A 22,040-nucleotide genomic window follows, 5' to 3' on the forward strand; every position below is an offset into this window, starting at 1 on the left:
GGCACCCCGATCGCATCCAGCTGTATTCGCTGCCCACGCCCAATGGCGTGAAGGTGTCGATCCTGCTGGAGGAGACCGGGCTGCCCTACGAGGTCCACCGGGTCAGCTTCGACGCCCGGGACCAGTTTTCACCCGAGTTCCTGTCGCTCAGCCCGAACAACAAGATTCCGGCCATCCTCGATCCCAACGGCCCCGAAGGCAAGCCGCTGGGCCTGTTCGAGTCCGGCGCCATCCTGATCTACCTGGCCAGCAAGGCGGGCAAGTTCCTGCCGGCGGACACGGCGGGGCGCTACGAGACGCTGCAGTGGATCATGTTCCAGATGGGTGGCATCGGCCCGATGTTCGGCCAGTTGGGTTTCTTCCACAAATTCGCCGGCAAGGACTACGAGGACAAGCGTCCGCGCGACCGGTATGCGGAGGAGTCCAAGCGCCTGTTGAACGTGCTGGACCAACGGCTGGCGGGGCGCGACTGGGTAATGGGCGATGAATACACCATTGCCGATATCGCCATCCTGCCCTGGGTGCGCAACCTGGTGGGCTTCTATGGCGCGGGCGAGCTGGTGGAGTTCTCGCGCTTCAAGAATGTTGCCCGGGTGCTGGAGGCTTTCGTGGCCCGCCCGGCGGTGGCCCGGGGCCTGACGATACCCGCCTGAGTCGGGGGAGGCTGCGCGGCCGCTGCCTGAGCGGCCGCGTGCTTCCGGTTTCCCGTCGTCCGCTGCGGGCTTGCGGCAAATCAAACAAGCCCGCAAGTTATATGTTTTTCGGTCATTAACTTATTACTGAAAGGCGTAAGCTTCCTCCATAAGCTGGACAGACCGTACGAACACCCCGACGTGCACGCTGGCCAGCGTGCAACGGAGGGCAGTAATGAAGAGGATCGGGATCAAGGTCGCGGTGGGCCTGCTGGCGGCTGCGGGCCTGGCTATCGGCGGCGCGCAGCTGCTGACCGCGAATCGCAAGGCCGACGCGCCGGCGTCCGTCGACATCAACGACAGGCGGCTGGCCGAGGCCGGCGCCTACATCGCGCGCACGGGCGACTGCGTGGCCTGTCACAGCGTACCCAATGGCAAGCCCTTCGCGGGCGGCCTGGCGATGCAGACACCGGTCGGCACCATCTATTCGTCGAACATCACGCCCGACAAGCAGACGGGCATCGGCGGCTACAGCTACGCGGATTTCAAGAATGCGGTGCAGTACGGCATCCGCAAGGACGGCACGCCCCTGTATCCGGCCATGCCGTACCCGTCGTACGCCATCATGCCGGACGCGGACATCCAGGCGCTGTACGCCTACTTCATGTCGCAGGTCGAGCCCGTCAGCCAGCCCAGCGCGGATTCCACCATACCGTGGCCGCTGAACATGCGCTGGCCCATGGCCTGGTGGCAACTGCTGTTCGCGGGCAAGCGCGAGTTCGCGGCCCCGGCCGGCGCCGATGAAAAACTGGTGCGCGGCGCTTATCTGGTCGAAGGTCCTGGCCACTGCGGCGCTTGCCACACGCCGCGCGGCCTGGCTTATCAGGAGCAAGCGCTGTCCCTGGCGGACGGCGACGCCTTCCTGTCCGGCGCCGTGATCGACGGCTGGCGCGCCAAGAGTCTGCGCGGCGAGGCCCAGGGCCTGCAATCCTGGAGCGCGCAGGATATCGAACTGTTCCTGAAGACGGGCCGCACCGACAAGGTGGCGGCATTCGGCGCGATGGCCGACGTGGTCGAGCACAGCACGCGCTATTTCACCGATGGCGACCTTGCCAGCATCGCGGCCTACCTGAAGCAATTGCCTGCGGCCGGCGGCAAGCTCGCCGCCTTCCCGCCCAAGGCCGACGGCACCACCGCGTCCCTGCGTGACGGTCGCTACGACTCGCGCGGTGCGGTTATCTACGCGGAGCAATGCGTGGTGTGCCACCGTGCCGACGGGCAGGGCATGCCGCGCATTTTCCCGGCGCTGGCGGGCAACTCGGCGGTGTTTGCGCAGAACCCGCAGTCCATCATCCAGATCACGCTGGAAGGCGGCAGGATGCCGTCCAACGACACGGATGCCATGACGTTCGCGATGCCGGGCTTCAAGCACCTGAGCGATCGCGATATCACAGACGTGATCAATTTCATCCGCAAGGGATGGACCAACCAGGCGCCCGCGATCGGCGAGAAGGACGTCGCGCATATCCGCGAGTTCCTGGCCAGCAAGAAGCCGAACATCGGCGGAGGCAAGCATGAGTAAGCACATCAGGATCGCCGCGCTGCTGGCGGCTGCTGCGGTCGCCGTGGGCGGCTGGACGGCTGCCACGGCCGAACCCGAGGCCGCGGCGCCAGGCGCGCGCAGCACCTTCCCGGTGCTGGACAAGGACGGCAAGCGCCTGCCGGACTACACCATTCCATCGGACACCCAGATCGCCGCGCAGCCCAACGCCGAGCAGATCAACTACGGCAAGCGTCTCCTGACCGAGACGCGCCGCCTGCTGCCGCAGAACACGGGCGCCAGCCTGAACTGCAATAGCTGCCACGTGCAGGGCGGCAAGAAGCCGCTGGGTGCGCCCTACATCAACACGGTCAATTCGTTCCCGCAGTTCAATCCCCGCGCCAACCGGGTGGTGACGCTGGAGGATCGCATCAACGGCTGCTTCATGCGCTCGATGAACGGCAAACCGCTGGAGAAGGACTCGGCGGAAATGCAGGCCATGATCGCCTACATGAAGTGGCTGGCCCAGGACGTGCCGCACGGTGCCAAGGTGCAGATCGAGAACGCTTGGCCGATAGACACCAAGCTGGTGCCCGACGCGGTGCGCGGCAAGAGCCTGTATGCGGCCCAATGCGCGTCCTGCCACGGCGCCAATGGCGAGGGCAAGAAGGACCATTCGGGCGACATCGCCTTTCCGCCCTTGTGGGGCGACGAGTCCTTCAATATCGGCGCGGGCCTGGCGCGCACCTACAAGGCGGCAGCCTTCATCCGCAACAGCATGCCGATGGGCGTGAACACGCACGGCAGCTGGGGCGAGGGCGGCGTGCTGTCCGACCAGGACGCGGTGGACGTGGCTGAATACTTCACCCACATGCCGCGCCCGGATTTCGCGGGCAAGGACAAGGACTGGCCGCAGGGCAAGAAGCCGAAGGACGCGCGCTACTGAGGCGCCGCGGCCCAGCCTCTACAATCGGCCCTGTCATCCCTTATGGAAAGCCGGGGCCGCCCATGGAACTGCGCCAACTGCGTTACTTCGTCCGCGTCGTGGAGGCGGGCAGCATCGGCCGCGCCGCGCAGTCCATCGGCATGGTGACCTCGGCGCTCAGCCAGCAGATCAGCCGGCTGGAGGGCGAGTTGTCCACCCGGCTGCTGCGGCGCAGCGCCAGCGGCGTGGAGCCCACCGACGCGGGGCTGGCGTTCTTCCGCCAGGCGCAGCTGGCGCTGCGCCACGCCGACGATGCGGTGCACGCGGCGCAGCAGGCCAGGCTGGCGGGCCACGTCAGCGTGGGCCTGCCTTCCACCACCGCCGCCATCCTCGGCGCGCCCTTCGTGCAAGCCATGAATGAGCGCTATCCCGACATCCGCCTGCATCTGGTGGAAGCGCTGTCGGGACATCTCAGCGACATGCTCAACGGCCGCCTGCTGGACCTGGCCATCGTGTTCCAGGCCGAATCCGCGCGCCGCTGGAGCATTACGCCTTTGCTGGACGAGCCGCTGTTCCTGCTGGCCCATCCCGGCATGCCAGGTTTGCCGGCAGGCGACACCACCCGCATCGAAGCCATTGCGCATCTGCCGCTGGTCCTGCCCAGCGGACGCCACGGGCTGCGCGCGCTGGTCAACCACGCGTACCAGCAGTCGGGCCGCGCGCCCCTGGTGGCGGTGGAGGTGGATGGCCTGCCGGTACTGATGGACGTGGTGCAGCTGGGCCACGTCGCCACCATCCAGCCCAGTTCCGCCATGGCGCGGATCGCGCCGGGTCAGTTGCACATGGCGCGCATCGACGACGCCCACCTGTACCGTCCCAATCTGCTGGCCAGCCTGTCCGAGGACGAGCTGTCGCCCGCGGCCCTGGCTGCCCGCCTGGTGCTGGCCGACGTCTCGCGCACGCTGGCGCGCGCGGGCAAATGGCCGGTGGTGACTCTTCACGATTCATGAAGACCTGTTGACGCCTGGCTGATATCGGCGGGTGCGCTTGCTCGCTACAGTCCGTTCCTTGGAAGAGGAACGATGGCATGGTCGATGTCTTGGTGGTGGGAGGGGGCAACGCGGCGCTGTGCGCGGCCCTGATGGCGCGCGAGGCCGGTGCCAGCGTGCTGCTGCTGGAAGCGGCGCCGCGCGAGTGGCGCGGCGGCAACTCGCAGCACACGCGCAATCTGCGCTGCATGCACGATGCGCCGCAGGACGTGCTGATCGAGGCCTACCCCGAGGAAGAATACTGGCAGGACCTGCTCAAGGTGACGGGCGGGCTGACCAACGAACATCTGGCGCGCCTGGTCATCCGCGAATCCTCCACCTGTAGGGACTGGATGCGCCACCACGGCGTGAACTTCCAGCCGCCGCTGTCGGGCGCGCTGCACGTGGCGCGCACCAACGCTTTCTTCATGGGCGGCGGCAAGGCCCTGGTCAACGCCTACTACCGCAGCGCCGAGGCGCTGGGCGTGCAGATCCGCTACGACGCCCCGGTCGACTCGCTGGAGCTGGACGGCGGGCGCTTCGTGGCGGCGCGCATCGGCGATGAACGCATCGAGGCGCGCGCCTGTGTGCTGGCGGCCGGCGGTTTCGAGTCCAACCGCGAGTGGCTGCGCGAGGCCTGGGGCCAGAACGAGCGCGGCGAATGGCCGGCCGACAATTTCCTGATCCGCGGCACCCGCTACAACATGGGCGTGCTGTTGAAGTTCATGCTGGACGCGGGCGCGGACCGCATCGGCGATCCGTCGCAGTCGCATTGTGTGGCCATCGACGCGCGCGCGCCGCTGTACGACGGCGGCATCTGCACGCGCATCGACTGCGTGTCGCTGGGCGTTGTGGTCAACCGGGAGGCGCGCCGCTTCTATGACGAGGGCGAGGACTTCTGGCCCAAGCGCTACGCCATCTGGGGCCGCCTGACGGCCATGCAGCCGGGGCAGATCGCCTATTCCATCATCGACGCCAAGGCCGTCGGCCGCTTCATGCCGCCGGTATTCCCCGGCGTGCAGGCCGACACCTTGCCGGAACTGGCCGTGAAGCTGGGGCTGGATCCTGCCGTCTTCGAGCAGACCCTGCGCGACTACAACGCGGCCTGCCGCGTCGGCAAGTTCGACCACACCGCGTTGGACGATTGCCATACCGAGGGCCTGGCGCCGGCCAAGACGCACTGGGCGCGGCCCATCGATACCGCGCCGTTCTATGGCTATGCCTTGCGGCCCGGCATCACCTTCACCTACCTGGGCCTGAAGGTGGACGACACCGCCGCGGTCCGGTTCAACGACGTGCCCAGCGACAACCTGTTCGTCGCGGGCGAAATGATGGCCGGCAATGTGCTGGGCAAGGGCTATACGGCCGGGGTGGGCATGTCCATCGGCACGGCCTTTGGCCGCATCGCCGGCACCCGGGCCGCGGCAGCCGCGCGCGGCCGGCACCACGCGGAAGCACGACATGACGCAGCTTGAAGCCCTGGCGCGCGAGGCGCAGTCCTTTTCCACGCCGCATGCTGAGGCGGCGCCCGTCATGGTCGAGCAGCCGGTGCGCTGGCTAGGCAAACAGGCCAAGCCCCAGGCGGAGCTTCTGACCGGCGATGAAGCCGAAGTCGCCCGCGTCATGCAGATCTGCAACGCCTGCCGTTACTGCGAAGGATTCTGCGCGGTGTTTCCCGCCATGACCCGGCGCCTGGAATTCGGCAAAGCCGATCTGAACTACCTGGCCAACCTGTGTCACAACTGCGGCGCCTGTTTGCACGCTTGCCAGTACGCGCCGCCGCACGAGTTCGCGGTGAACGTGCCGCAGGCCATGGCCCGGGTCCGGGTGCAGACCTACACCGATTACGCCTGGCCCGCGGCGCTGGGCGCGCTGTACAAGCGCAATGGCCTGGTGGTGTCGCTGGCAACTGCCGCCGGGCTGGCGCTGTTCCTGACGCTGGCCGTGCTGATGGCGGGCGGCCTGTTCCACGAGCCGATGGCCGGCAACTTCTATGCCGTGTTCCCGCACAACACGCTGGCGCTGATGTTCGGCGTGGTGTTCGGATTCTCGATGCTGGCCTTGGGCGTGGGCGTCGCGCGCTTCTGGCGCAATGTCAGCCCGGGGGCGGCCACGGGCGCCGCGGTGGCGGAGGCGGCGCACGACGCGCTGCGGCTGCGCTATCTGGATGGGGGGCATGGCAAGGGCTGCAACAACGCGGACGACGCCTTCACCTTGTGGCGCCGCCGGTTCCATCACTTCACGTTCTATGGGTTCATGCTGTGCTTCGCCGCTACCTGTGTGGCGACGCTGTACCACTATCTGCTGGACCTGCAGGCGCCGTATCCGTTCTGGAGCGCGCCGGTGCTGCTGGGCACGGCGGGCGGAATCGGCCTGCTGATCGGGCCGGCGGGGCTGCTGTGGCTGAACTTCAAGCGCCATCCGCAGCAGGGCGACGCGGCGCAAAAGCCCATGGACCGCGGCTTCATCGCGCTGTTGTTCCTGACCAGCGCCACCGGCCTGGCCTTGCTGGCCGGCCGCGACGGCGGCGCGATGGCGCTGCTGCTGGCGATTCATCTGGGCGTGGTGATGGCGCTGTTCCTGACCCTGCCCTACGGCAAGTTCGCCCATGGCATCTACCGTTCTGCCGCGCTGCTGAAGTGGGCCATCGAGAAACGCCAGCCCAACAAGCTGCAGCTGGGCTCGGACTGAAGGGCCGCGTAGTCGCGGGAATTTGACGGCGCCCGCCGACGGCGCCGCGACCGATAACAAACCAGGAGATTTCAATGTTCCGTACTTCCTTGCTGGCGCGCACCGCGCTGGCCGTCTGTCTGCTGCCGGCCTTGCCGGCGGCGCAAGCCCAGTCCTTCCCCACGAAGCCGATTACGCTGGTGGTGCCGCATTCCGCGGGCGGCACCTCGGACATCCTGGCGCGAACCGTCGCGGCCGAGGCCGCCAAGACGCTTGGGCAGACCATCGTCATCGACAACAAGGGCGGCGCCAACGGCACCATCGCCGCCAAGCAGGTGGCGACATCCGCGCCCGACGGCTACACCCTGTTGCTGGCCACCGCCAGCACGCATGGCATCAACCCGTCCTTGTATTCGCGCATTTCCTACGACGCGGTGAAAGACTTCACGCCCGTCACGCTGCTGGCCACGGTGCCCAACGTGCTGGTGGTGGGCAAGCAGGTGCAGGCGGCGAATGTGCAGGAGCTGGTCGCCTATATCCGGTCGCAGGGTGACAAGATCAACATGGGCTCGGCCGGCGCGGGCACGCCCGGCCATCTGGCTGGCGAGATGTTCAAGAGCGCCGCCAAACTCCAGTTCACGCACATCCCCTACAAGGGCGGCAGCCCCGCCATCACCGACCTGATCGGCGGCCAGATCGACTTCATGTTCACCACCATCCCTGGCGTGCTGCCGCACGTGAAGGCGGGTACGCTGCGCGCGCTGGCGGTCACGTCGCCGCAGCGCTCGCCCGCCATGCCGGATATTCCTACCATGGCGGAATCGGGCCTGCCCGGTTTTCAGGCCGTGTCGTGGCACGGCATCGTCGCGCCGGCCGGCACGCCGGACGCGGTGGTTGCGACGCTGAACCAGGCCCTGAGCGACGCGCTGGCCGCGCCGGCCGTCAAGCAGCGTCTGATGGAAGAGGGCGCGCAGGCTTCCAGCCTGAACACCGCGGCGTTTGGCGCCTTCATCCAGAGCGAGATCGCGGCCTGGGCCAAGGCGGTCAAGGACTCGGGCGCGACCGCGAACTAGAACTTGTAGCGCAACTGCGCCAGCACGTTGCGCGGCGCGCCGTAGTAGACGGAGTTGTAGTTGCCGATGCCGGAGTAGTAGGTCTTGTCCAGCACATTGTTCAGGTTCACGGTCAAGCGCAGGTCCTTGTTGAAGTCATAGGCGGCCATCAGGCCGAGCACGCCATAGCTGTCTTGCGTGAAGCGGCGGCTTGCGCCGTTGACGGTCTGCGCGAAGTAGGTGCCTCCTTGCCAATGCACGTTGCCGCCCACCGTCAGGCGGTGCCAGTCTCCGGGCAGGCGATAGGTGGTGGCCAGCTTGAACAGCTGCTCCGGCTGGGTCGTGCTGACGCGCTCGCCGGCGCGGTCGCGCGAACGGCTGTAGGTATAACCAGCATGCAGTTGCCAGCCGGGCAGCAATTCTCCGGATACCTCCAGTTCGATTCCCCGGGTAGTCACGCCGGGCACGGCGATGTAGGCGACGCCGCCAGTGGGCAGCATGGCGCCGCTGGGATCCAGTTCGGCGACGTTGTCCTGCTTGAGCTGGAACAGCGCGATGCTGGTGTTCAGCCGGCCGTCCAGGTATTCGCCTTTGGCGCCCACTTCCACGCTCTTGCCCGTCATGGGATCCAGCTGGCGATTGGAGGCGTCGAAGTTGAAGGCCTGCGGCTTGAACACGTCGGTGTAGCTGGCATAGACGGTGTGATAGGCGTCTACATCGAATGTGACGCCGGCATACGGAATGAACTTGTTCTTGACGTCGGTGCCGTAGTTGCCCCGGAAGCCGCTGCTGAAAACGGAATTTTGTTCCCAGCGGTAATCGGTCAGCCGTCCGCCCAGGATGAGCGCGAACCGGTCAGTAGGGTGCAGGACAGTGGCGCCGTACAGGATCTTCTGGGATACCTCGATATCGTGGTCGAGCAGGCGTTTGTAGACCGTGGGCTTGAAGCTATTGTTGTCCCAGTTGAAGGCGTCCTTGATGATGGTGTCGCTCAGGCCGTCGTCGCGCCGCGATGTCGAGTGCGTACGTGCGGCGTTGTAGCCGAACACCAGGTCGTGGCGGCGACCCAGCAGGGAGTATGTGCCCGAGGCCTGCAGGTCGACGCTGTTCTCGCGCGAATCCGTATCGAACAGGCTGGCCTGGCCGAGGCTGTGGCTGATGCTGTGCGTTCTGGCGTCGATGAATGAACTGCCCATCCCCGCGATCAACTCGCTGGAGGAATAATTCCGATGCCCCGCGGCCAGCTTCAGTTGCCAGTCGTTGTCGAAGGTATGCGTGACGTCGGCGAAGTAGCGCGTGGTCTCGTGATTGCGCCAGGTCCATCTATCGGCGGGATTGGTCGAGCGTGAGAAGCTCGCCTGCCGGCCGTCCGAATAGAACGCGGGCAGGTGGATGTTGGACGAGGCGTCGTTCTTGTTTTTTTGATACTCGATGCCCAGCGTTGCCGTGGTGCGCGACGTGATGTCGGCCTCGACGATGCCATACAGCACGTCTTCGCGGGTTTTTGTGTACTCGATGAAGCTGGCGCTGTCGTTCACCGCGGCGATCATCCGGCCGCGGATCCTGCCGTTCTCGGCCAGCGAGCCGCCCAGGTCCAGTTCGCCCCGGTACTGGTCCCAGGACCCGGCGCCGGCGGTGACGCTGCCCTGGAACTCGCGGGTGGGCCGCTTGCGGATCAGGTTGATGACGCCCGAAGGATAGCCGGCGCCATTGACCAGGCCCGTGGCGCCCTTGAGGATCTCGACGCGGTCATAGATGACCGAGCTGCTGATGCTGTAGTTGTCGCGTACGTTGCCGCCGTCGCTGGACAGGCTGGGCAGTCCGTCGAACTGGAAATTCTGCAGCTGGAAACCGCGGGAATAGAAGCTGTAGCCTTCGGAGTTGCTGCGGCTGACGACCACGCCGGGCGCTTGCTCCAGTGCGTCGGCGATGGTGACGATGCCCTGGTCTTCCATCTGCTGGCGCGTGATGACCGTGACGGACTGTGGCGTTTCGCGCAATGACAGGCGCATACGCGTCGCCGAGCTGGATTCGGGCACCGTATACGAACCCGTACCCTCGCTGGGCGGGATGATGCTGCTGGCCGTGACCATGACTGGCTCCAGCGATGTCACCGCGCCGGCATGGGGCTGGAGGCGCACGCTCAGCACCTCCGCGGGGGTGACGACGAGTTCCAGACCCGTGCCTGCCAGGGCCTGCCGTGCCGCGGCTTCGGCGCTCAGCGCGCCGCGCACGGGCGCGGCTTGCCTGCCCGCGACGAGTTCGGCATTCGCGGATATGGTGCGGCCGCTATGCAGCGAGATCCGGCTCAGCGTGTCCGCCAAGGGGGCGGCGGGCAGGTCGTAGGACTGCGCGGCCTGGTGCGTGGGGGCGGCGTCCTGTGCGGTCGCGGACGGCGTCAACGCGCAGGCGCAGAGGGCGCCGGCGACGAGCGCTGCGCTGCGGCTCAAGGGAAAATTCATGATTCGGGATGTCCGGCAAGAAAGGGATTTCGGTTGCGTCACAGGTAATGACGGATAACCGACCTCAATCCCCTCATCGCCGCGCGGGGGCGTGCGTTTTTTTGTTATGCCGAGTCCACCAGCGTCAGCCAGGGACCGTAGCGACGGACTTGTATCGGCAGGGTTTCGCCCAGGGCCAGCAGGGTCTGGCGCGGGTCGTCCAGCGGGAACACGCCGAAAACGCGTAGCGCGCCAGCCTCTGGCGACAGGCGGATCACGCCGGCCTGATAGGCGCGCAACTGCTCGATGACCTCGGCCAGGCGGGCATCGCGCACGCTGAGGATGCCGCTGCGCCAGCTGGCTTGCGCGGCGTCTTCCCGTTGCCAGGCGCGGTCGCGGTCGAAGGCGGCCGTGCCGGCTTGCGCCAGTATCAGAGGACTGCCGCGTTCCGGCCGCAAGGTCAGCGTGCTTTCGAGAGCGCTGGCCACGGCATAGGTATCGAACTGGCTGACCGCCAGATGCGATGCGCCGCCATGCACGGCGCCGTACCGGGTCTGCACCACGAAGGGCCGGCTGTCGGCGCGGGCCTCGGCATAGAGCCCGCCCTGGCGCAGCTGGACAAGGCGCCGCGTATCGTCATAGCGCACATCGGCGGCCGAACGCGCGTTGAGCGTCAGCATGGAGCCGTCCTCCAGCGTGTAGGTCTGGCGTTCCCCGGTATGCGTGGAGTAGGTCGCGGACAGTCCGGCAAGCGGAATGTAGCGGTCTGCGATCAGGGCGCCGGCGGATACGCCGGACAGCAGCATGGTCAGTTTCAGCAGGCGACGCCGGTCCAGTCCGCTGTTTTGCAATAGGGCGGCGCGCGCGGCGCGGACGGGTCCGGGGGCGGTGTCCGCCGCGCCTCGCAGCCTGGCCAGCGGCTGCTGCATGATGCCGTCCACCTCGGCCCAGGCGCGAGCATGGTCCGGGTTGCTGTTCAGCCATTGGTCGAAGCGCCGGCGGTCGCCCTCGGTAGCCTGGCCTGACGTCAGCAGCACGATCCAGTCGACCGCCTGTTCCATCAGCGCGTCGCAGGCGGCGCGCGGCAAGGAGGCGCCGCTCATGCCGCTTGCGCGGCCCGACGCGCGGCGAGGCAGTGCAGGAAGGCGCGCTTCACGTGGCGCTCCACCGTTGCCAGCGACAGGCCCAGGGTTTGCGCAATGGCGGGATGGGTCATGCCATCCAGCCGGTTCAGCAGGAAGGCGTGCTTGACCGGCACCGGCAGTCCATCCAGCAGGTGGTCTATTTCCATGACCGCCTGCTTCAGCATGATCAGCGTCTCGGGCGATGCCGCTATAGGCTCCTGCTCCAGCGCAAGCGCTTGCAGATAGCGCGCCTCGACATCGCGCGCGCGCCACAGGTCGATGGTGAGCCGGCGAGCCAGTGTCAGGAGATAAGCCCGGGGTTCGGACAGGGCGGTGGCGTTGGCGGAGGTGAGGACGCGGACAAACGTGTCCTGCGTGAGGTCGGCGGCGTCGGCGCGGTTGTTGACGCGCCGGTTCAGCCAGCCGAGCAGCCAGTCATGGTGTTCCGCGTAAAGCCGGTGGACGTTCTTGTACGCGGGGGAATCCATGAAGGGCCGGGCCACAAATCAGTGCCAATAAGAATAACACTCATTTATAACTTGAATCGCCCGCCGGGACAATCTGCTGCTAGCCGGCCAGCAGCTTGCCCAGCGTCACCATGCCCTGTTCCATCTCCGGATTCCAGGGATGCCCGCCGTTCAACCGCAGGAAGTTGCCGAAGCCGCCGGACGCCGAAAACAGCGGACCCGGGGCGATGCTGATGCCGTGCCCGAGCGCCGCACGGTGCACCTTGAGCGTGTCGATGTGGGCCGGCAGCTCCACCCACACGAAATAGCCCCCCAGCGGCCGCGTGGCGCGCGTGCCCTTGGGAAAGTAGCGAGCGATGGCTTGCAGTAGTTCCCCTTGCTGCTGGGCCAGCGCCTGGCGGAATTGGCGCAGGTGGCGGTCGAAGCCGCCCTTTTCCAGATAGGCGGCGATGGCGGCCTGGGTGGGCGCCGCCGTCGCCAGGCTGGTGGTGAGCTTGTTGCGCATGATGCGCCGCGTGTAGCGGCCGGCGGCCACCCAGCCCACGCGGTAGCCCGGCGCCAGGGTCTTGGAGAACGAAGAGCAGTGCATCACGATGCCATCGCGATCGAAGGCCTTGGCCGGGCGCGGGCGGCTTTCGCCGAAGTACAGCTCGCCGTAGACGTCGTCCTCGATCAGCGCCACGTCGTGGCTGGCCAAGAGCCGCACCAGCGCTTCCTTCTTGTCATCGGGCATCAGGCTGCCCAGTGGATTCTGGAAGTTGGTCATGAGCCAGCAGGCCTTGGGGCGATGGCGCAGGATGGCTTGCTCCAGCGCTTGCAGGTCTATGCCTTCGCGCGGATGCGTGGCCACTTCGATGGCGTGCAGGTGATTGCGTTCCAGCGATTGCAGCGCGGCGTAGAAGGTGGGGGACTCGACGATGACCGCGTCGCCGGGGCTGGTGACCGCCGCCAGGCTCAGGTTCAGCGCGTCCAGCGCGCCGTTGGTGATGATGATGTCGTCCACCGGCACCGACATGCCGTCGGCCAGGTAGCGCAGCGCAATGGCGCGGCGCAGCGCGGCGTCGCCCGGGCTGAGGTCGTCGATCGAGCCCCAGGGATCCAGGCGCTGGACCGTGGACGCCATGAACTTCGCCAGGCGTCCGTAGGGCAGCAGCGACGGGTTGGGAAAGGCCGAGCCGAAAGGCAGCATGTCGCGGCGCAAGGTGGCGTTGAGCACCTGCAACACGTTGTCGCTGACGTCCACCGGATGGCGCCCGGCGTTGGCGCTGGACAGGCCGTCGAGTTCCGGCAGCGTGGCGTGCGGCGCGCGCAGCACGTAATAGCCGGAGCGGTCGCGGGCGCGGATCAGGCCGCGCGCCTCCAGCAGGTAATAGGCCTTGAACACCGTCGAGGGGCTGACCCCGCGGCTGGCGCTGGTCTGCCGCACCGAGGGCAGGCGGTCGCCCGCCTGTAGCAGGCCCGATCGGATCGATGCGGTGATTTCTTCTGTCAGCCGTTCATAGCGCTTCATGGGCAGGTCCGTTTGCGTGCTGCGGGTTCAGGTTGACATGCCGATGGTTCTCATCACCAGGCGCAGCGCATAGGCGGCCACGCCCAGCGCCGCGACGCTGCATGCCCAGATCATCGCCAGCCAGAGCAGGCGGCTGCGCCACGAGGGCAGGGAGGGTTGGGAGTGGTTCATCAGTGGAACTCCTCGCCGAGACGCACCTTGCCCCGGAACACGTAGTACGACCAGGCGGTGTACATGAGGATAATCGGAATGATCGCCAGCGCTCCCACCAGCGCGAAGCCCTGGCTTTGCGGCGGCGCGGATGCGGTCCAGATGGACACGTCGGGCGGGATGATGGCGGGCCAGATGCTGATGCCCAGGCCGCTGTAGCCCAGGAACAGCAGCGCCAGCGACAGCATGAACGGACCGGCGTTGGGCATGCCCTTGACGCGGCGGATGAGATCAAAGCCGGCCGCCGCGACCAGCAGTGGCACCGGCAGGAACCAGAACATGTTCGGCAGGCTGAACCAGCGCTGCGCGATCTGCGGCTGCGCCAGCGGCGTCCAGATGCTGAGCGCCGCGATCACGGCCAGCAGCGCCAGCGTCAGCGGCCGGGCGATGTCGCACATGTGGCGGTGCAGGCGGCCTTCGGTCTTCATGATGAGCCAGGTGCAGCCGAGCAGCGCGTAGGCCACCACCAGCCCGGCGCCGGTGAACAGCGAGAACGGGCTGATCCAGTCCCAGGCGCCGCCCTGGTAGGCGCGGTCCACCACCGGGATGCCTTCGATGTAGGCGCCCAGCGTTACGCCCTGGAAGAAGGTGGCGCACACGGAGCCGAGCACGAAGGCGCGGTCCCACAGCGGCCGGTGGTGTTCGTCCGCCTTGAAGCGGAATTCGAACGCCACGCCGCGGAAGATCAGGCCCAGCAGCATGAACACCAGCGGCAGGTGCAGCGCGCTCAGGATCACCGAGTAGGCCAGCGGGAACGCCGCCATCAGGCCGGCGCCGCCCAGCACCAGCCAGGTTTCGTTGCCGTCCCACACGGGCGCCACGGTGTTGACCATGACGTCGCGTTCCTCGCGATCATTGATCAGCGGAAAGAGGATGCCGATGCCCAGATCGAAGCCATCCATGATCACGTACATCATCACGCCGAACAGGATGATGACGGCCCATACCAGTGCAAGGTCGATGCCCATGGCCTCAGACTCCCGAATGCTTGCGTTGCGCGGGCTCGATGCCCGCCAGGGTGGAGGCGGCCGACAGCGGCCGCGACGGCTGGCGCGGTTCGCCCGGGCCGCCCGACAGCGGCGCGTGGCCGGGAGCGGGGCTGGGACCCATGCGGATCAGGCGCAGCATGTACGACACGCCGGCGCCAAACACCAGCAGGTACACCACCACGAACAGCGCCAGCGTCAGCGTCAGTTCGCCCAGCCCGTGCGGCGTGGCCGCGTCGGCGGTGCGCATGACGCCATACACCACCCAGGGCTGGCGGCCAATCTCCGTGACATACCAGCCCGCCAGGATGGCGATCAGTCCGGACGGCCCCATCCACAGCGCAAAGCGGTGCAGCCAGCGCGATTCGTACAGCTTGCCGCGCCAGCGCGACCACAACGCCCAGGCTGCCAAAGCAATCATCAGCATGCCCAGGCCCGCCATCACGCGGAACGACCAGAACACGGCCGTGGCGTTGGGGCGGTCTTCTGGCGGATACGACTTCAGGCCGGGGAACTGGCCGTCCCAGCTATGCGTGAGGATCAGGCTGCCCAGGCGCGGGATGTTCACCGCGTAGCGCGTTTCCTCGCGCTCCATGTCGGGGATGCCGAACAGCGTCAACGGCACGCCGGCGCCGGGCTCGTTTTCCCAATGGCCTTCGATGGCGGCGATCTTGGCGGGCTGGTGCTTCAGCGTGTTCAGGCCATGGAAGTCGCCGACCACGGCTTGCAGCGGCGCCACCAGCAGCAGCATGCCCATCGCCATCGCGAACATCTTCTTCACGGCGGGGCTGCGGTCGCCGCGCAGCAGGTGCCAGGCGCCGGAAGCGCCCACCATCAGCGCGGTCGCCAGGAACGCGGCGATGCCCATGTGAGCCAGGCGGTAGGGGAAGGACGGGTTGAAGATGACCGCCAGCCAGTCCGTGGGCACCACGCGGCCGTCCAGGATCTCGTAGCCGGCCGGCGTCTGCATCCAGCTGTTGGACGCCAGGATCCAGGTGGCCGACACCAGCGTGCCCAGGGCCACCATCACGGTCGAAAAGAAGTGCAGGCCCGGCCCCACGCGCGACCAGCCGAACAGCATCACGCCGAGGAAGCCGGCTTCCAGGAAGAAGGCGGTCAGCACTTCATAGGCCAACAGGGGCCCGGTCACGCTGCCGGCGAAATCGGAGAAGAAACTCCAGTTGGTGCCGAACTGATACGCCATCACCAGGCCGGACACCACGCCCATGCCGAAGTTGACGGCGAAGATCTTGGTCCAGAAATGGTAGAGGTCGCGGTAGACGGTGTTGCGCGTGCGCAGCCACAGTCCTTCCAGCACGGCGAGGTAGCTGGCCAGGCCGATGGTGATGGCGGGGAAGATGATGTGAAACGAGATGGTGAAGCCGAACTGTATTCGGGCAAGCAATAGCGCGTCGCTATCCATGGCGGTATTCCTGACTTCTACGCCAGCGCGCCTCAACCGCCACAAGACGGCGTGCACTGACGGGTGTTTGAACTACACCTTGAAGTTAGAGCCGCGGCCCTTATCAGTACAGATTCAGAGAAAGAAGAAAAAAGCGGATCAGTTTGGATGGATTCTGGGATCTGCATCCATTGTTCATAGGGAAAACATCTGTGCTGCGGTTGTTTTCCGGTTTGCGAAGTTACAAAAAAAGCAGCACAGAAAAGGCGGGTGCGTCCCCTGATACGCTGGTTTGGAGGCGTAGCCCGCCCGATCGGCGCATGGCCTCTACGAGCCGCAGGCGCGTGCCGCTTCGTCGATCAGGCCGGCCACCTCACCGGCGCGGGACGCGAGCGATGCATGGCTCGCGTCCAGGGTGATGGTTTTGCGCGGATTCATGCGCGCGGCCATGCGCGTCTGGTTCTCCGGGGCGATCATCCGGTCCTGGCTGGAGATCTGATACCAGGATGGTTTGCTGCGCCAGGCGGGGACGGATACCGTTTCGCCGAAGGCGCTGGCCAGTGGCGCCTTTTGCGTGACGGCCATGACCAGCCCTTCGTCGGCGGGCAGGTCCTGGCAGAAGCTCTCGTGGAACTTGTCGGCGCGCAGCCACAGGTAGCCGTCGCTGTCGGGCGCAAGATTGGGCGCGGCCGCCGGCAGGAGTTCCTGCGTGATGCCGCCGGGGCTTTCTCCCGCGTCCGGCGCGAAAGCGGCGATGTACACCAGGCCGGCCACGTTGGGCTGGTTGCCGGCCTCGGTGATGACCGCGCCGCCATACGAATGGCCCACCAGCAACACCGGGCCTTGCTGCTGCGCGATCATCTTGCGGGTGCGTTCGGCGTCGCCGGCCAGGGAGGCCAGCGGCATGTCGACGGCATGCAGGTCTTGGTAGCCCTTGCGCGCCAGTTCCAGGATGACTCGGCTCCAGTGGGCGGCGCCGCCCCAGAAACCGTGGACAAGAATGATGCAGGGTTTGCTGCTCATGGTGCGGCTCCTTCCTCGGGATGGAGCAACGATCATGCGCGTGCCACGCCGGCGTCGCTACTGCTTTTGCGTGCCGGCGTGTTACAGCGGGCGAGGTGCGGGCGCGATGGCGGCCGGGCGCTGTGCGCGCTGGCTCAGCCACACGCTGGCGACCACGATCGCCATGCCGGCGATCTGCGCGGCGCTCAGGTGCTGGCCCAAGAGGCCCCAGCCCAGCAGCACCGCCGTGATCGGGCTGAGAAAGCCCAGCGAGGACACCACCGCGGGTTCCAGTCGCGCCACGCCGCGGAACCAGAGCACATAGGTCAGCGCCGCGCCGATCAGGCCCAGGTAGGCGATGCCGGCCACGTTCAGGGCAGTGAGCGGCGGCAGAGCGGGTTCCGCGGCGAAAGCCAGCGGCACCAGCAGGATGCCGCCCGCCGTCAGCTGCCAGGACGTGAAAGTGAGCGCCGACACCGGCGGCTGCCAGCGGCGGCTGAGCACCGTGCCCAGGGCCATCGAGGCCGCGCTGATCAGCCCGGCCACGATGCCCACGGGGTCCAACGCGGCCTTGGGCGTCAGCACCAGCAGCGCCACGCCGCCCAGGCCGCCCAGCGCCGCCAGCACCGACAGGCCGCGCACGGGCGTGCCCAGCAGGCTGCGCGCCAGCAGGATCACCACCAGCGGCTGGATCGCGCCCAGCGTGGCGGCCACGCCGCCCGGCAGGCGGTAGGCCGCCACGAACAGCAGGGCCCAGAAGACGGAGAAGTTCAGCGCGCCCAGGATGAACGTGCGTAGCCACCAAATGCCGTGGGGCAGTTGGCGCACCGCGAGCAGCAGCAGGAGGCCGGCCGGCAGGGCGCGCAGCATGGCGACCGTCAGCGGGTAGTCCTGCGGCAGCATCAGGGTGGTGACGACATAGGTGCTGCCCCAGATGGCGGGTGCCAGGGCAGTCAACAGCAGATCGGAACCGCGGTTCATGGTCATGCTCCGAAGGGCTCAGGCGAGTTCGAGTACGTCGTTGACGGGGCGGCGCGGCTTCTGCGGCCAATTGCCTTCCTGCGCGTAGCCCATGGCGACCAGCATGACCGGCACCTCTTCCTGGCGCAAGCCGAAGGCTTCGGTCACGCCGGCGGCGTCGAAACCGGTCATCGGGCTGGCCGCCAGGCCCTGGGCCTGTCCCGCCAGCATCAGGGTGGAAGCGCCGAAGGTGGCGCTGCGCACCGCCTCGTCGCGGCGGGTCTGCGGCGAGTCGGTATAGAGGCGGCTGGCGGCGGCTTCCCACGACGGCACCATGGCCGCCGGCATGAAGCCTGCGTCCACCGAGCCTTGCAGGCGCTCGGCCATCCAGGCGGCCTGGGGCAGCACGCCCAGCACGATGAAGGTCACCGCCGCTTCGCTCACCTTGGGTTGGTTCCAGGCCAGCTCGCGCAGGCGGCGCTTGCCGTCCTGGCTGCGCACGGCGATGAAGCGCCAATTCTGCAGATTGAAGGCGGTGGGGGCGCGGGTGGCCCAGGAGATCAGGGTGTGGATGTTGTCGTCGTCCACGCCGCGGGCGGGATCGAAGAAATTGGCGGAATTGCGTTGTGCGATTGCGTCGGTCAGGGCGTGGTTCATGGCTGCCATCCTTGGGATTTACTGAGATTGCCGGCGCATCACATGCACGCCGATTCCATGACCACAGACTAATTGAATCGTAGATTGGCGATAATATCCAAATCGATGGCAATATCATTCACTAATGGTGAATAATCAATGGATCATCTGACGGCGCTGAAGGTCTTCAGGCAAGTGGTGGAGCGGGGCGGCTTCGCGGCCGCGTCGCGGCAGATGGGCTTGTCGCCGGCTGCGGTCAGCAAGAACATCGCCGAACTGGAGGCCCACCTGGCGGCGCGGCTGCTCAACCGCACCACCCGCCGCATGAGCCTGACCGAAGCCGGCGCGCGCTACTACGAGCAGGTGGCGCGCATCCTGGACGACCTGGGTGAAGCCGAGCAATCGCTGGGGCCGCTGCAGCATGCGCCGTCGGGCACCTTGCGGGTCAGCGCGCCCATGTCGCTGAGCCTGGTCCGGCTGTCCGCCGCCATGCCGCGCTTCCTGGAACGCTATCCGCAGGTATCGCTGGACCTCAATCTGGAGGACCGCCGCATCGACATCGTCAAGGAAGGCTACGACGTGGCGATCCGCGGCACCGACAGGCTGGAGGATTCCAGCCTGGTGGCGCGCAAGCTGATGACGCTGGACCACGTGCTTTGCGGCGCGCCGGCTTACTTCGAGCGGCACGGCGTGCCGGCCTCGCCCCTGGCGCTGCGCGGCATGGAGCGCGTGCAGTTCACCTTGTCGGGACATGCGGACGAATGGACCTTCAAGCGGGCGGGCGAGACCGAACGCGTGCCGGTGCGGGGGCGCTACAGAGTGAGTTCCAGCCTGGCGGTGCGCGATGCGTTGCGCGCGGGCTTCGGCGTCAGCCTGGTGCCGCGCATATACGTACAGCAGGACCTGGACAGCGGCGCGCTGCAGGCGGTGCTGCAGGACTGGCAGCCGGACGAGACCTACGTTTATGCGGTGTATCCGTCGCGCCGCCACATGGTGGCCAAGGTGCGCGCCTTCGTCGACTTCCTGCTGGAAGAACTGGGCGCGCCGCAGGAATGAGCCGCGGCGGCCCGGCGCCGCATCAGTACATGTGCTGGCCGCCGTTCATGGCGACATTGCTGCCTGTCATGAATCCGGCGGCGTCGCTGCAGATGAAGGCGACCAGCGCGCCGATCTCTTCCGGACGGCCCAGCCGGCCCAGCGGGATCTGCGGCAGGATCTTCTCCTTCAATACTTCTTCGGGCACCGCCTCGACCATGCGCGTCGCCAGGTAGCCGGGCGACACTGTGTTCACGGTCACGCCCTTCCTGGCCAGCTCCAGTGCCAGGGACTTGGTGAAGCCGTGGATGCCGGCCTTGGAGGCCGCGTAGTTGGTCTGGCCGAACGAACCCTTGCTGCCGTTGACGGACGAGATGTTGACGATGCGGCCCCAGCCCCGGTCGGCCATGGCGCCGCACAGTGGCTGCGTCATGTTGAACATCGAATCCAGGTTGCCGCGCAGGACTTCCGTCCAATTGTCGTAGCTCATCTTGCGCAGGCTGGCATCGCGGGTGAGGCCGGCGTTGTTGATCAGGATGTCGATCTGGTGGCCGTCTTCCTCCAGGCGCCGCGCCAGCGCCTGGCATGAGTCATGGTCGGCCACGTCCACCTTGTACATGGCGTAGCGGCGGCCCTGGGCCGCTTCCGCGTCGACCCAGGCCCGCGCCGCGCTTTCGCTGGAGTGATAGGTGATGATGACCTTGTGGCCGGCAGCGTGCAGGGCCTGTGCAATGGCCTGTCCCAGGCAGCCGGCCCCGCCGGTGACGAGCGCTGTGCGTTCAGCCGTCATGGTGGGCTCCCGGCTTGCTCGCGTCGCGCATGGCCGAGCATGCGGACGCCATCTGGTTGGACAGGGTCGTCCAGATCTGGGCCATGGGCGTAGCATCCAGGCCCATGGCGCCGCCGCTGGCCTGCTTCAGCCACCCCGTCATGGCTTCGCTGATGCCGGAGGCCAGGGTGGCCTGCTCTTCCAGCAGCGCGTGGGTGATGGCCTGACTGGCTTCAAGCTGGCTTTGCCATTGCTTGCGGGTGATCTCGCCCAGCGCGGGAGCGATCTCCTGCCAGTTGCCGGACTGCTGCAGCGGCGCCAGCGTGGCGAGGTATTGTTCGGCATTGCCGCCGGCCAGGCGGCGGCCCAGTTCCAGCCAGCGCTGCTGGCTTTCCTGCGCCAGCTGGGCCATGCGCTGGCAGTAGGCGGCATTGGCGCTGGCGAGGCCCTGAGGCATGGAGGCAGTTGTCTTCTTCATCATCCGTCCTTTTAAGAGAGTGGTAAGGGGTAACGAATACACAGGCCTCACGCCATCTGGCTGAGGGTCTTGCGAAAGCGCGCCAGCGAGAACGCGAACAGGACCGAGCCTATCAGCGCCAGCGCCAGGAAGGGTTGCCACACGACGCTCAAGCCCGCGCCGCGGTAGAGAATGGCCTGGCCGAGTTCCACGAAGTGGGTGGTGGGGGCGGCCAGCATGATGTCCTGCACGAACTGCGGCATGCTTTCGCGCGGCGTGGTGCCGCCCGACAGCATTTGCAGGGGCAGCAGCACTAGTACCAGAAGCATGCCGAACTGCGGCATGCTGCGCGCAAGCGTGGCCATGAATATGCCCATAGAGGTCGTCGCGAACAGGTGCAGCGCCGCCCCGACCAGGAACAGCGCCACCGATCCTTCGATCGGCACTTGCAGCAAGCCGCGTACCACGAACGTCAACGATAGCCCAGCGGACGCCAAAACCACCAGCCCCATCGACCAGACCTTGGCGACCATGATTTCGGTCGGCGTCACCGGCATGACCAGCAAATGCTCGATGGTGCCGTGTTCGCGCTCGCGGATCAGCGCCGCGCCGGTCAGGATGATGGACAGCATGGTGACGTTGTTGATGATTTCCATCAGCGCGCCGAACCAGGCCTGGGTCAAATTGGGGTTGAAGCGCATGCGCACGGCCAGCTCCACCGGCAGCTCGGTGGGTGCGCGGTAGCGCTTGACGAATTCGTTGATCTCGTCGGTGATGATCTGCTGGATGTAGCTGCTGCCCGTGAACGCCTGGCTCATGCGGGTCGCGTCCACGTTCAGCTGGATTTCCGCGGGCCTGCCGGCCAGCACGTCGCGCTGGAAGTTCGGCGGGATGTTGACCGAGAAGGTGTAGCGTCCCGCGTCCATGCCGGCATCGGCCTCGGCCGAGGTCGTCACTTCCGGCGGCGTGAAGTGGGGCGGATAGAAGGCCGAGGTGATGCGCGCGGACAGGGGCGAGACGTCCTCGTCCACCACGGCGATGGGGGCGTTGTGCAGCGTTTCCGGCACGGCCGTGGCCGCCGTGTAGATCATCAGCGTGAACGACACGAGGATCAGGACCAGCATCATCGGGTCGCGCGCCAGGCTCCACAGTTCCTTCACGCCCAGGCGGTAGATATTGGCCAGGTGCCGCATC

General features: G+C 66.9%; 21 protein-coding genes. 8 read left to right on the forward strand and 13 right to left on the reverse strand.

What is annotated here, in order from left to right; genetic code table 11:
• From IPU70_RS27460 to IPU70_RS27490, 7 genes are all read left to right on the forward strand, one after another.
• The coding region (locus tag IPU70_RS27460; RefSeq protein WP_207472431.1) for a glutathione S-transferase N-terminal domain-containing protein at positions 1-653 on the forward strand (653 nt) is incomplete at its 5' end.
• A 214-nt stretch (positions 654-867) separates the two neighbouring features.
• A complete protein-coding gene (locus IPU70_RS27465) occupies positions 868-2,214 on the forward strand; it encodes a cytochrome c (protein ID WP_207472432.1) in 1,347 nt (448 codons plus the stop codon).
• The gene (locus IPU70_RS27470; protein WP_207472433.1) at positions 2,207-3,118 is read left to right on the forward strand and encodes a c-type cytochrome; all 912 of its coding nucleotides are present in this window, start codon (positions 2,207-2,209) and stop codon (positions 3,116-3,118) included. The genes IPU70_RS27465 and IPU70_RS27470 overlap by 8 nt, the downstream gene beginning before the upstream one ends.
• A gap of 62 nt (positions 3,119-3,180) precedes the next feature.
• Positions 3,181-4,107: a LysR family transcriptional regulator gene (locus tag IPU70_RS27475; protein WP_013396277.1), complete on the forward strand. Its 927-nt coding sequence runs from the start codon at positions 3,181-3,183 to the stop codon at positions 4,105-4,107.
• A gap of 77 nt (positions 4,108-4,184) precedes the next feature.
• Positions 4,185-5,600 (forward strand): FAD-dependent tricarballylate dehydrogenase TcuA, encoded by a 1,416-nt coding sequence (gene tcuA, locus IPU70_RS27480; RefSeq protein WP_207472434.1) that lies wholly within the window; start codon positions 4,185-4,187, stop codon positions 5,598-5,600.
• Positions 5,587-6,816, forward strand: coding sequence for a tricarballylate utilization 4Fe-4S protein TcuB (tcuB, locus tag IPU70_RS27485; protein ID WP_305827223.1), 1,230 nt, complete (start codon positions 5,587-5,589; stop codon positions 6,814-6,816). Before tcuA ends, tcuB begins: the two co-directional genes overlap by 14 nt.
• 74 nt (positions 6,817-6,890) lie before the next feature.
• Positions 6,891-7,868 carry a tripartite tricarboxylate transporter substrate binding protein gene (locus IPU70_RS27490; protein WP_207472435.1) on the forward strand — a complete coding sequence of 326 codons (978 nt, stop codon included), beginning with the start codon at positions 6,891-6,893 and terminating at the stop codon, positions 7,866-7,868.
• Here the strand turns inward: IPU70_RS27490 and IPU70_RS27495 are convergent.
• The 10 genes from IPU70_RS27495 to IPU70_RS27540 form a co-directional block, all read right to left on the reverse strand.
• Entirely contained in the window at positions 7,865-10,309 is a 2,445-nt protein-coding gene (locus tag IPU70_RS27495) for a TonB-dependent siderophore receptor (protein ID WP_207472436.1), read from the reverse strand. The genes IPU70_RS27490 and IPU70_RS27495 overlap by 4 nt on opposite strands.
• Before the next feature lie 104 nt (positions 10,310-10,413).
• The gene (locus tag IPU70_RS27500; protein ID WP_207472437.1) at positions 10,414-11,391 is read right to left on the reverse strand and encodes a DUF4880 domain-containing protein; all 978 of its coding nucleotides are present in this window, start codon (positions 11,389-11,391) and stop codon (positions 10,414-10,416) included.
• The gene (locus IPU70_RS27505) at positions 11,388-11,900 is read right to left on the reverse strand and encodes a sigma-70 family RNA polymerase sigma factor (protein ID WP_207472438.1); all 513 of its coding nucleotides are present in this window, start codon (positions 11,898-11,900) and stop codon (positions 11,388-11,390) included. The genes IPU70_RS27500 and IPU70_RS27505 overlap by 4 nt, the downstream gene beginning before the upstream one ends.
• 79 nt (positions 11,901-11,979) lie before the next feature.
• Complete coding sequence (locus IPU70_RS27510) at positions 11,980-13,389, reverse strand: PLP-dependent aminotransferase family protein (RefSeq protein WP_207472439.1); 1,410 nt, start codon at positions 13,387-13,389, stop codon at positions 11,980-11,982.
• A 27-nt stretch (positions 13,390-13,416) separates the two neighbouring features.
• Entirely contained in the window at positions 13,417-13,560 is a 144-nt protein-coding gene (locus IPU70_RS27515) for a DUF2474 domain-containing protein (protein WP_207472440.1), read from the reverse strand.
• A complete protein-coding gene (gene cydB / locus IPU70_RS27520) occupies positions 13,560-14,567 on the reverse strand; it encodes a cytochrome d ubiquinol oxidase subunit II (RefSeq protein WP_207472441.1) in 1,008 nt (335 codons plus the stop codon). The genes IPU70_RS27515 and cydB overlap by 1 nt, the downstream gene beginning before the upstream one ends.
• A gap of 4 nt (positions 14,568-14,571) precedes the next feature.
• Positions 14,572-16,008 (reverse strand): cytochrome ubiquinol oxidase subunit I, encoded by a 1,437-nt coding sequence (locus IPU70_RS27525; protein WP_013396267.1) that lies wholly within the window; start codon positions 16,006-16,008, stop codon positions 14,572-14,574.
• 306 nt (positions 16,009-16,314) lie between these two features.
• A complete protein-coding gene (locus IPU70_RS27530; RefSeq protein ID WP_207472442.1) occupies positions 16,315-17,010 on the reverse strand; it encodes an alpha/beta hydrolase in 696 nt (231 codons plus the stop codon).
• An 81-nt stretch (positions 17,011-17,091) separates the two neighbouring features.
• Positions 17,092-17,970, reverse strand: coding sequence for an EamA family transporter (locus IPU70_RS27535; protein WP_371819114.1), 879 nt, complete (start codon positions 17,968-17,970; stop codon positions 17,092-17,094).
• An 18-nt stretch (positions 17,971-17,988) separates the two neighbouring features.
• Positions 17,989-18,606 carry a nitroreductase family protein gene (locus IPU70_RS27540; RefSeq protein WP_013396265.1) on the reverse strand — a complete coding sequence of 206 codons (618 nt, stop codon included), beginning with the start codon at positions 18,604-18,606 and terminating at the stop codon, positions 17,989-17,991.
• A 138-nt stretch (positions 18,607-18,744) separates the two neighbouring features.
• Between IPU70_RS27540 and IPU70_RS27545 the strand changes: the two genes are divergently transcribed.
• Entirely contained in the window at positions 18,745-19,641 is an 897-nt protein-coding gene (locus IPU70_RS27545) for a LysR family transcriptional regulator (RefSeq protein WP_207472444.1), read from the forward strand.
• Between the two features lie 22 nt (positions 19,642-19,663).
• Here the strand turns inward: IPU70_RS27545 and phbB are convergent, their stop codons facing one another.
• The 3 genes from phbB to IPU70_RS27560 are packed head-to-tail and all read right to left on the reverse strand — an operon-like array spanning position 19,664 to position 22,039.
• Positions 19,664-20,410 (reverse strand): acetoacetyl-CoA reductase, encoded by a 747-nt coding sequence (phbB, locus tag IPU70_RS27550; protein WP_013396263.1) that lies wholly within the window; start codon positions 20,408-20,410, stop codon positions 19,664-19,666.
• Positions 20,400-20,867, reverse strand: coding sequence for a hypothetical protein (locus IPU70_RS27555; RefSeq protein ID WP_013396262.1), 468 nt, complete (start codon positions 20,865-20,867; stop codon positions 20,400-20,402). The genes phbB and IPU70_RS27555 overlap by 11 nt, the downstream gene beginning before the upstream one ends.
• 47 nt (positions 20,868-20,914) lie before the next feature.
• Positions 20,915-22,039 (reverse strand): ABC transporter permease, encoded by a 1,125-nt coding sequence (locus tag IPU70_RS27560; protein ID WP_207472445.1) that lies wholly within the window; start codon positions 22,037-22,039, stop codon positions 20,915-20,917.
• Position 22,040: the final 1 nt, after the last annotated feature.

The sequence above is a fragment of the Achromobacter sp. SD115 genome (genome assembly GCF_017355315.1).
Lineage (GTDB): Bacteria > Pseudomonadota > Gammaproteobacteria > Burkholderiales > Burkholderiaceae_B > Achromobacter > Achromobacter xylosoxidans_B.

What these genes read in the sequence shown, in the direction of transcription:
- IPU70_RS27535 (WP_371819114.1), bottom strand. Translation starts at nt 17,970, where the DNA reads ATGAACCGCGGTTCCGATCTGCTGTTGACTGCCCTGGCACCCGCCATC.
- IPU70_RS27465 (WP_207472432.1), top strand. Translation starts at nt 868, where the DNA reads ATGAAGAGGATCGGGATCAAGGTCGCGGTGGGCCTGCTGGCGGCTGCG.
- IPU70_RS27495 (WP_207472436.1), bottom strand. Translation starts at nt 10,309, where the DNA reads ATGAATTTTCCCTTGAGCCGCAGCGCAGCGCTCGTCGCCGGCGCCCTC.
- tcuB (WP_305827223.1), top strand. Translation starts at nt 5,587, where the DNA reads ATGACGCAGCTTGAAGCCCTGGCGCGCGAGGCGCAGTCCTTTTCCACG.
- IPU70_RS27555 (WP_013396262.1), bottom strand. Translation starts at nt 20,867, where the DNA reads ATGAAGAAGACAACTGCCTCCATGCCTCAGGGCCTCGCCAGCGCCAAT.
- IPU70_RS27505 (WP_207472438.1), bottom strand. Translation starts at nt 11,900, where the DNA reads ATGGATTCCCCCGCGTACAAGAACGTCCACCGGCTTTACGCGGAACAC.
- IPU70_RS27470 (WP_207472433.1), top strand. Translation starts at nt 2,207, where the DNA reads ATGAGTAAGCACATCAGGATCGCCGCGCTGCTGGCGGCTGCTGCGGTC.
- IPU70_RS27490 (WP_207472435.1), top strand. Translation starts at nt 6,891, where the DNA reads ATGTTCCGTACTTCCTTGCTGGCGCGCACCGCGCTGGCCGTCTGTCTG.
- IPU70_RS27475 (WP_013396277.1), top strand. Translation starts at nt 3,181, where the DNA reads ATGGAACTGCGCCAACTGCGTTACTTCGTCCGCGTCGTGGAGGCGGGC.
- phbB (WP_013396263.1), bottom strand. Translation starts at nt 20,410, where the DNA reads ATGACGGCTGAACGCACAGCGCTCGTCACCGGCGGGGCCGGCTGCCTG.
- IPU70_RS27530 (WP_207472442.1), bottom strand. Translation starts at nt 17,010, where the DNA reads ATGAGCAGCAAACCCTGCATCATTCTTGTCCACGGTTTCTGGGGCGGC.
- IPU70_RS27525 (WP_013396267.1), bottom strand. Translation starts at nt 16,008, where the DNA reads ATGGATAGCGACGCGCTATTGCTTGCCCGAATACAGTTCGGCTTCACC.
- cydB (WP_207472441.1), bottom strand. Translation starts at nt 14,567, where the DNA reads ATGGGCATCGACCTTGCACTGGTATGGGCCGTCATCATCCTGTTCGGC.
- tcuA (WP_207472434.1), top strand. Translation starts at nt 4,185, where the DNA reads ATGGTCGATGTCTTGGTGGTGGGAGGGGGCAACGCGGCGCTGTGCGCG.
- IPU70_RS27510 (WP_207472439.1), bottom strand. Translation starts at nt 13,389, where the DNA reads ATGAAGCGCTATGAACGGCTGACAGAAGAAATCACCGCATCGATCCGA.
- IPU70_RS27560 (WP_207472445.1), bottom strand. Translation starts at nt 22,039, where the DNA reads ATGCGGCACCTGGCCAATATCTACCGCCTGGGCGTGAAGGAACTGTGG.
- IPU70_RS27545 (WP_207472444.1), top strand. Translation starts at nt 18,745, where the DNA reads ATGGATCATCTGACGGCGCTGAAGGTCTTCAGGCAAGTGGTGGAGCGG.
- IPU70_RS27500 (WP_207472437.1), bottom strand. Translation starts at nt 11,391, where the DNA reads ATGAGCGGCGCCTCCTTGCCGCGCGCCGCCTGCGACGCGCTGATGGAA.
- IPU70_RS27515 (WP_207472440.1), bottom strand. Translation starts at nt 13,560, where the DNA reads ATGAACCACTCCCAACCCTCCCTGCCCTCGTGGCGCAGCCGCCTGCTC.
- IPU70_RS27540 (WP_013396265.1), bottom strand. Translation starts at nt 18,606, where the DNA reads ATGAACCACGCCCTGACCGACGCAATCGCACAACGCAATTCCGCCAAT.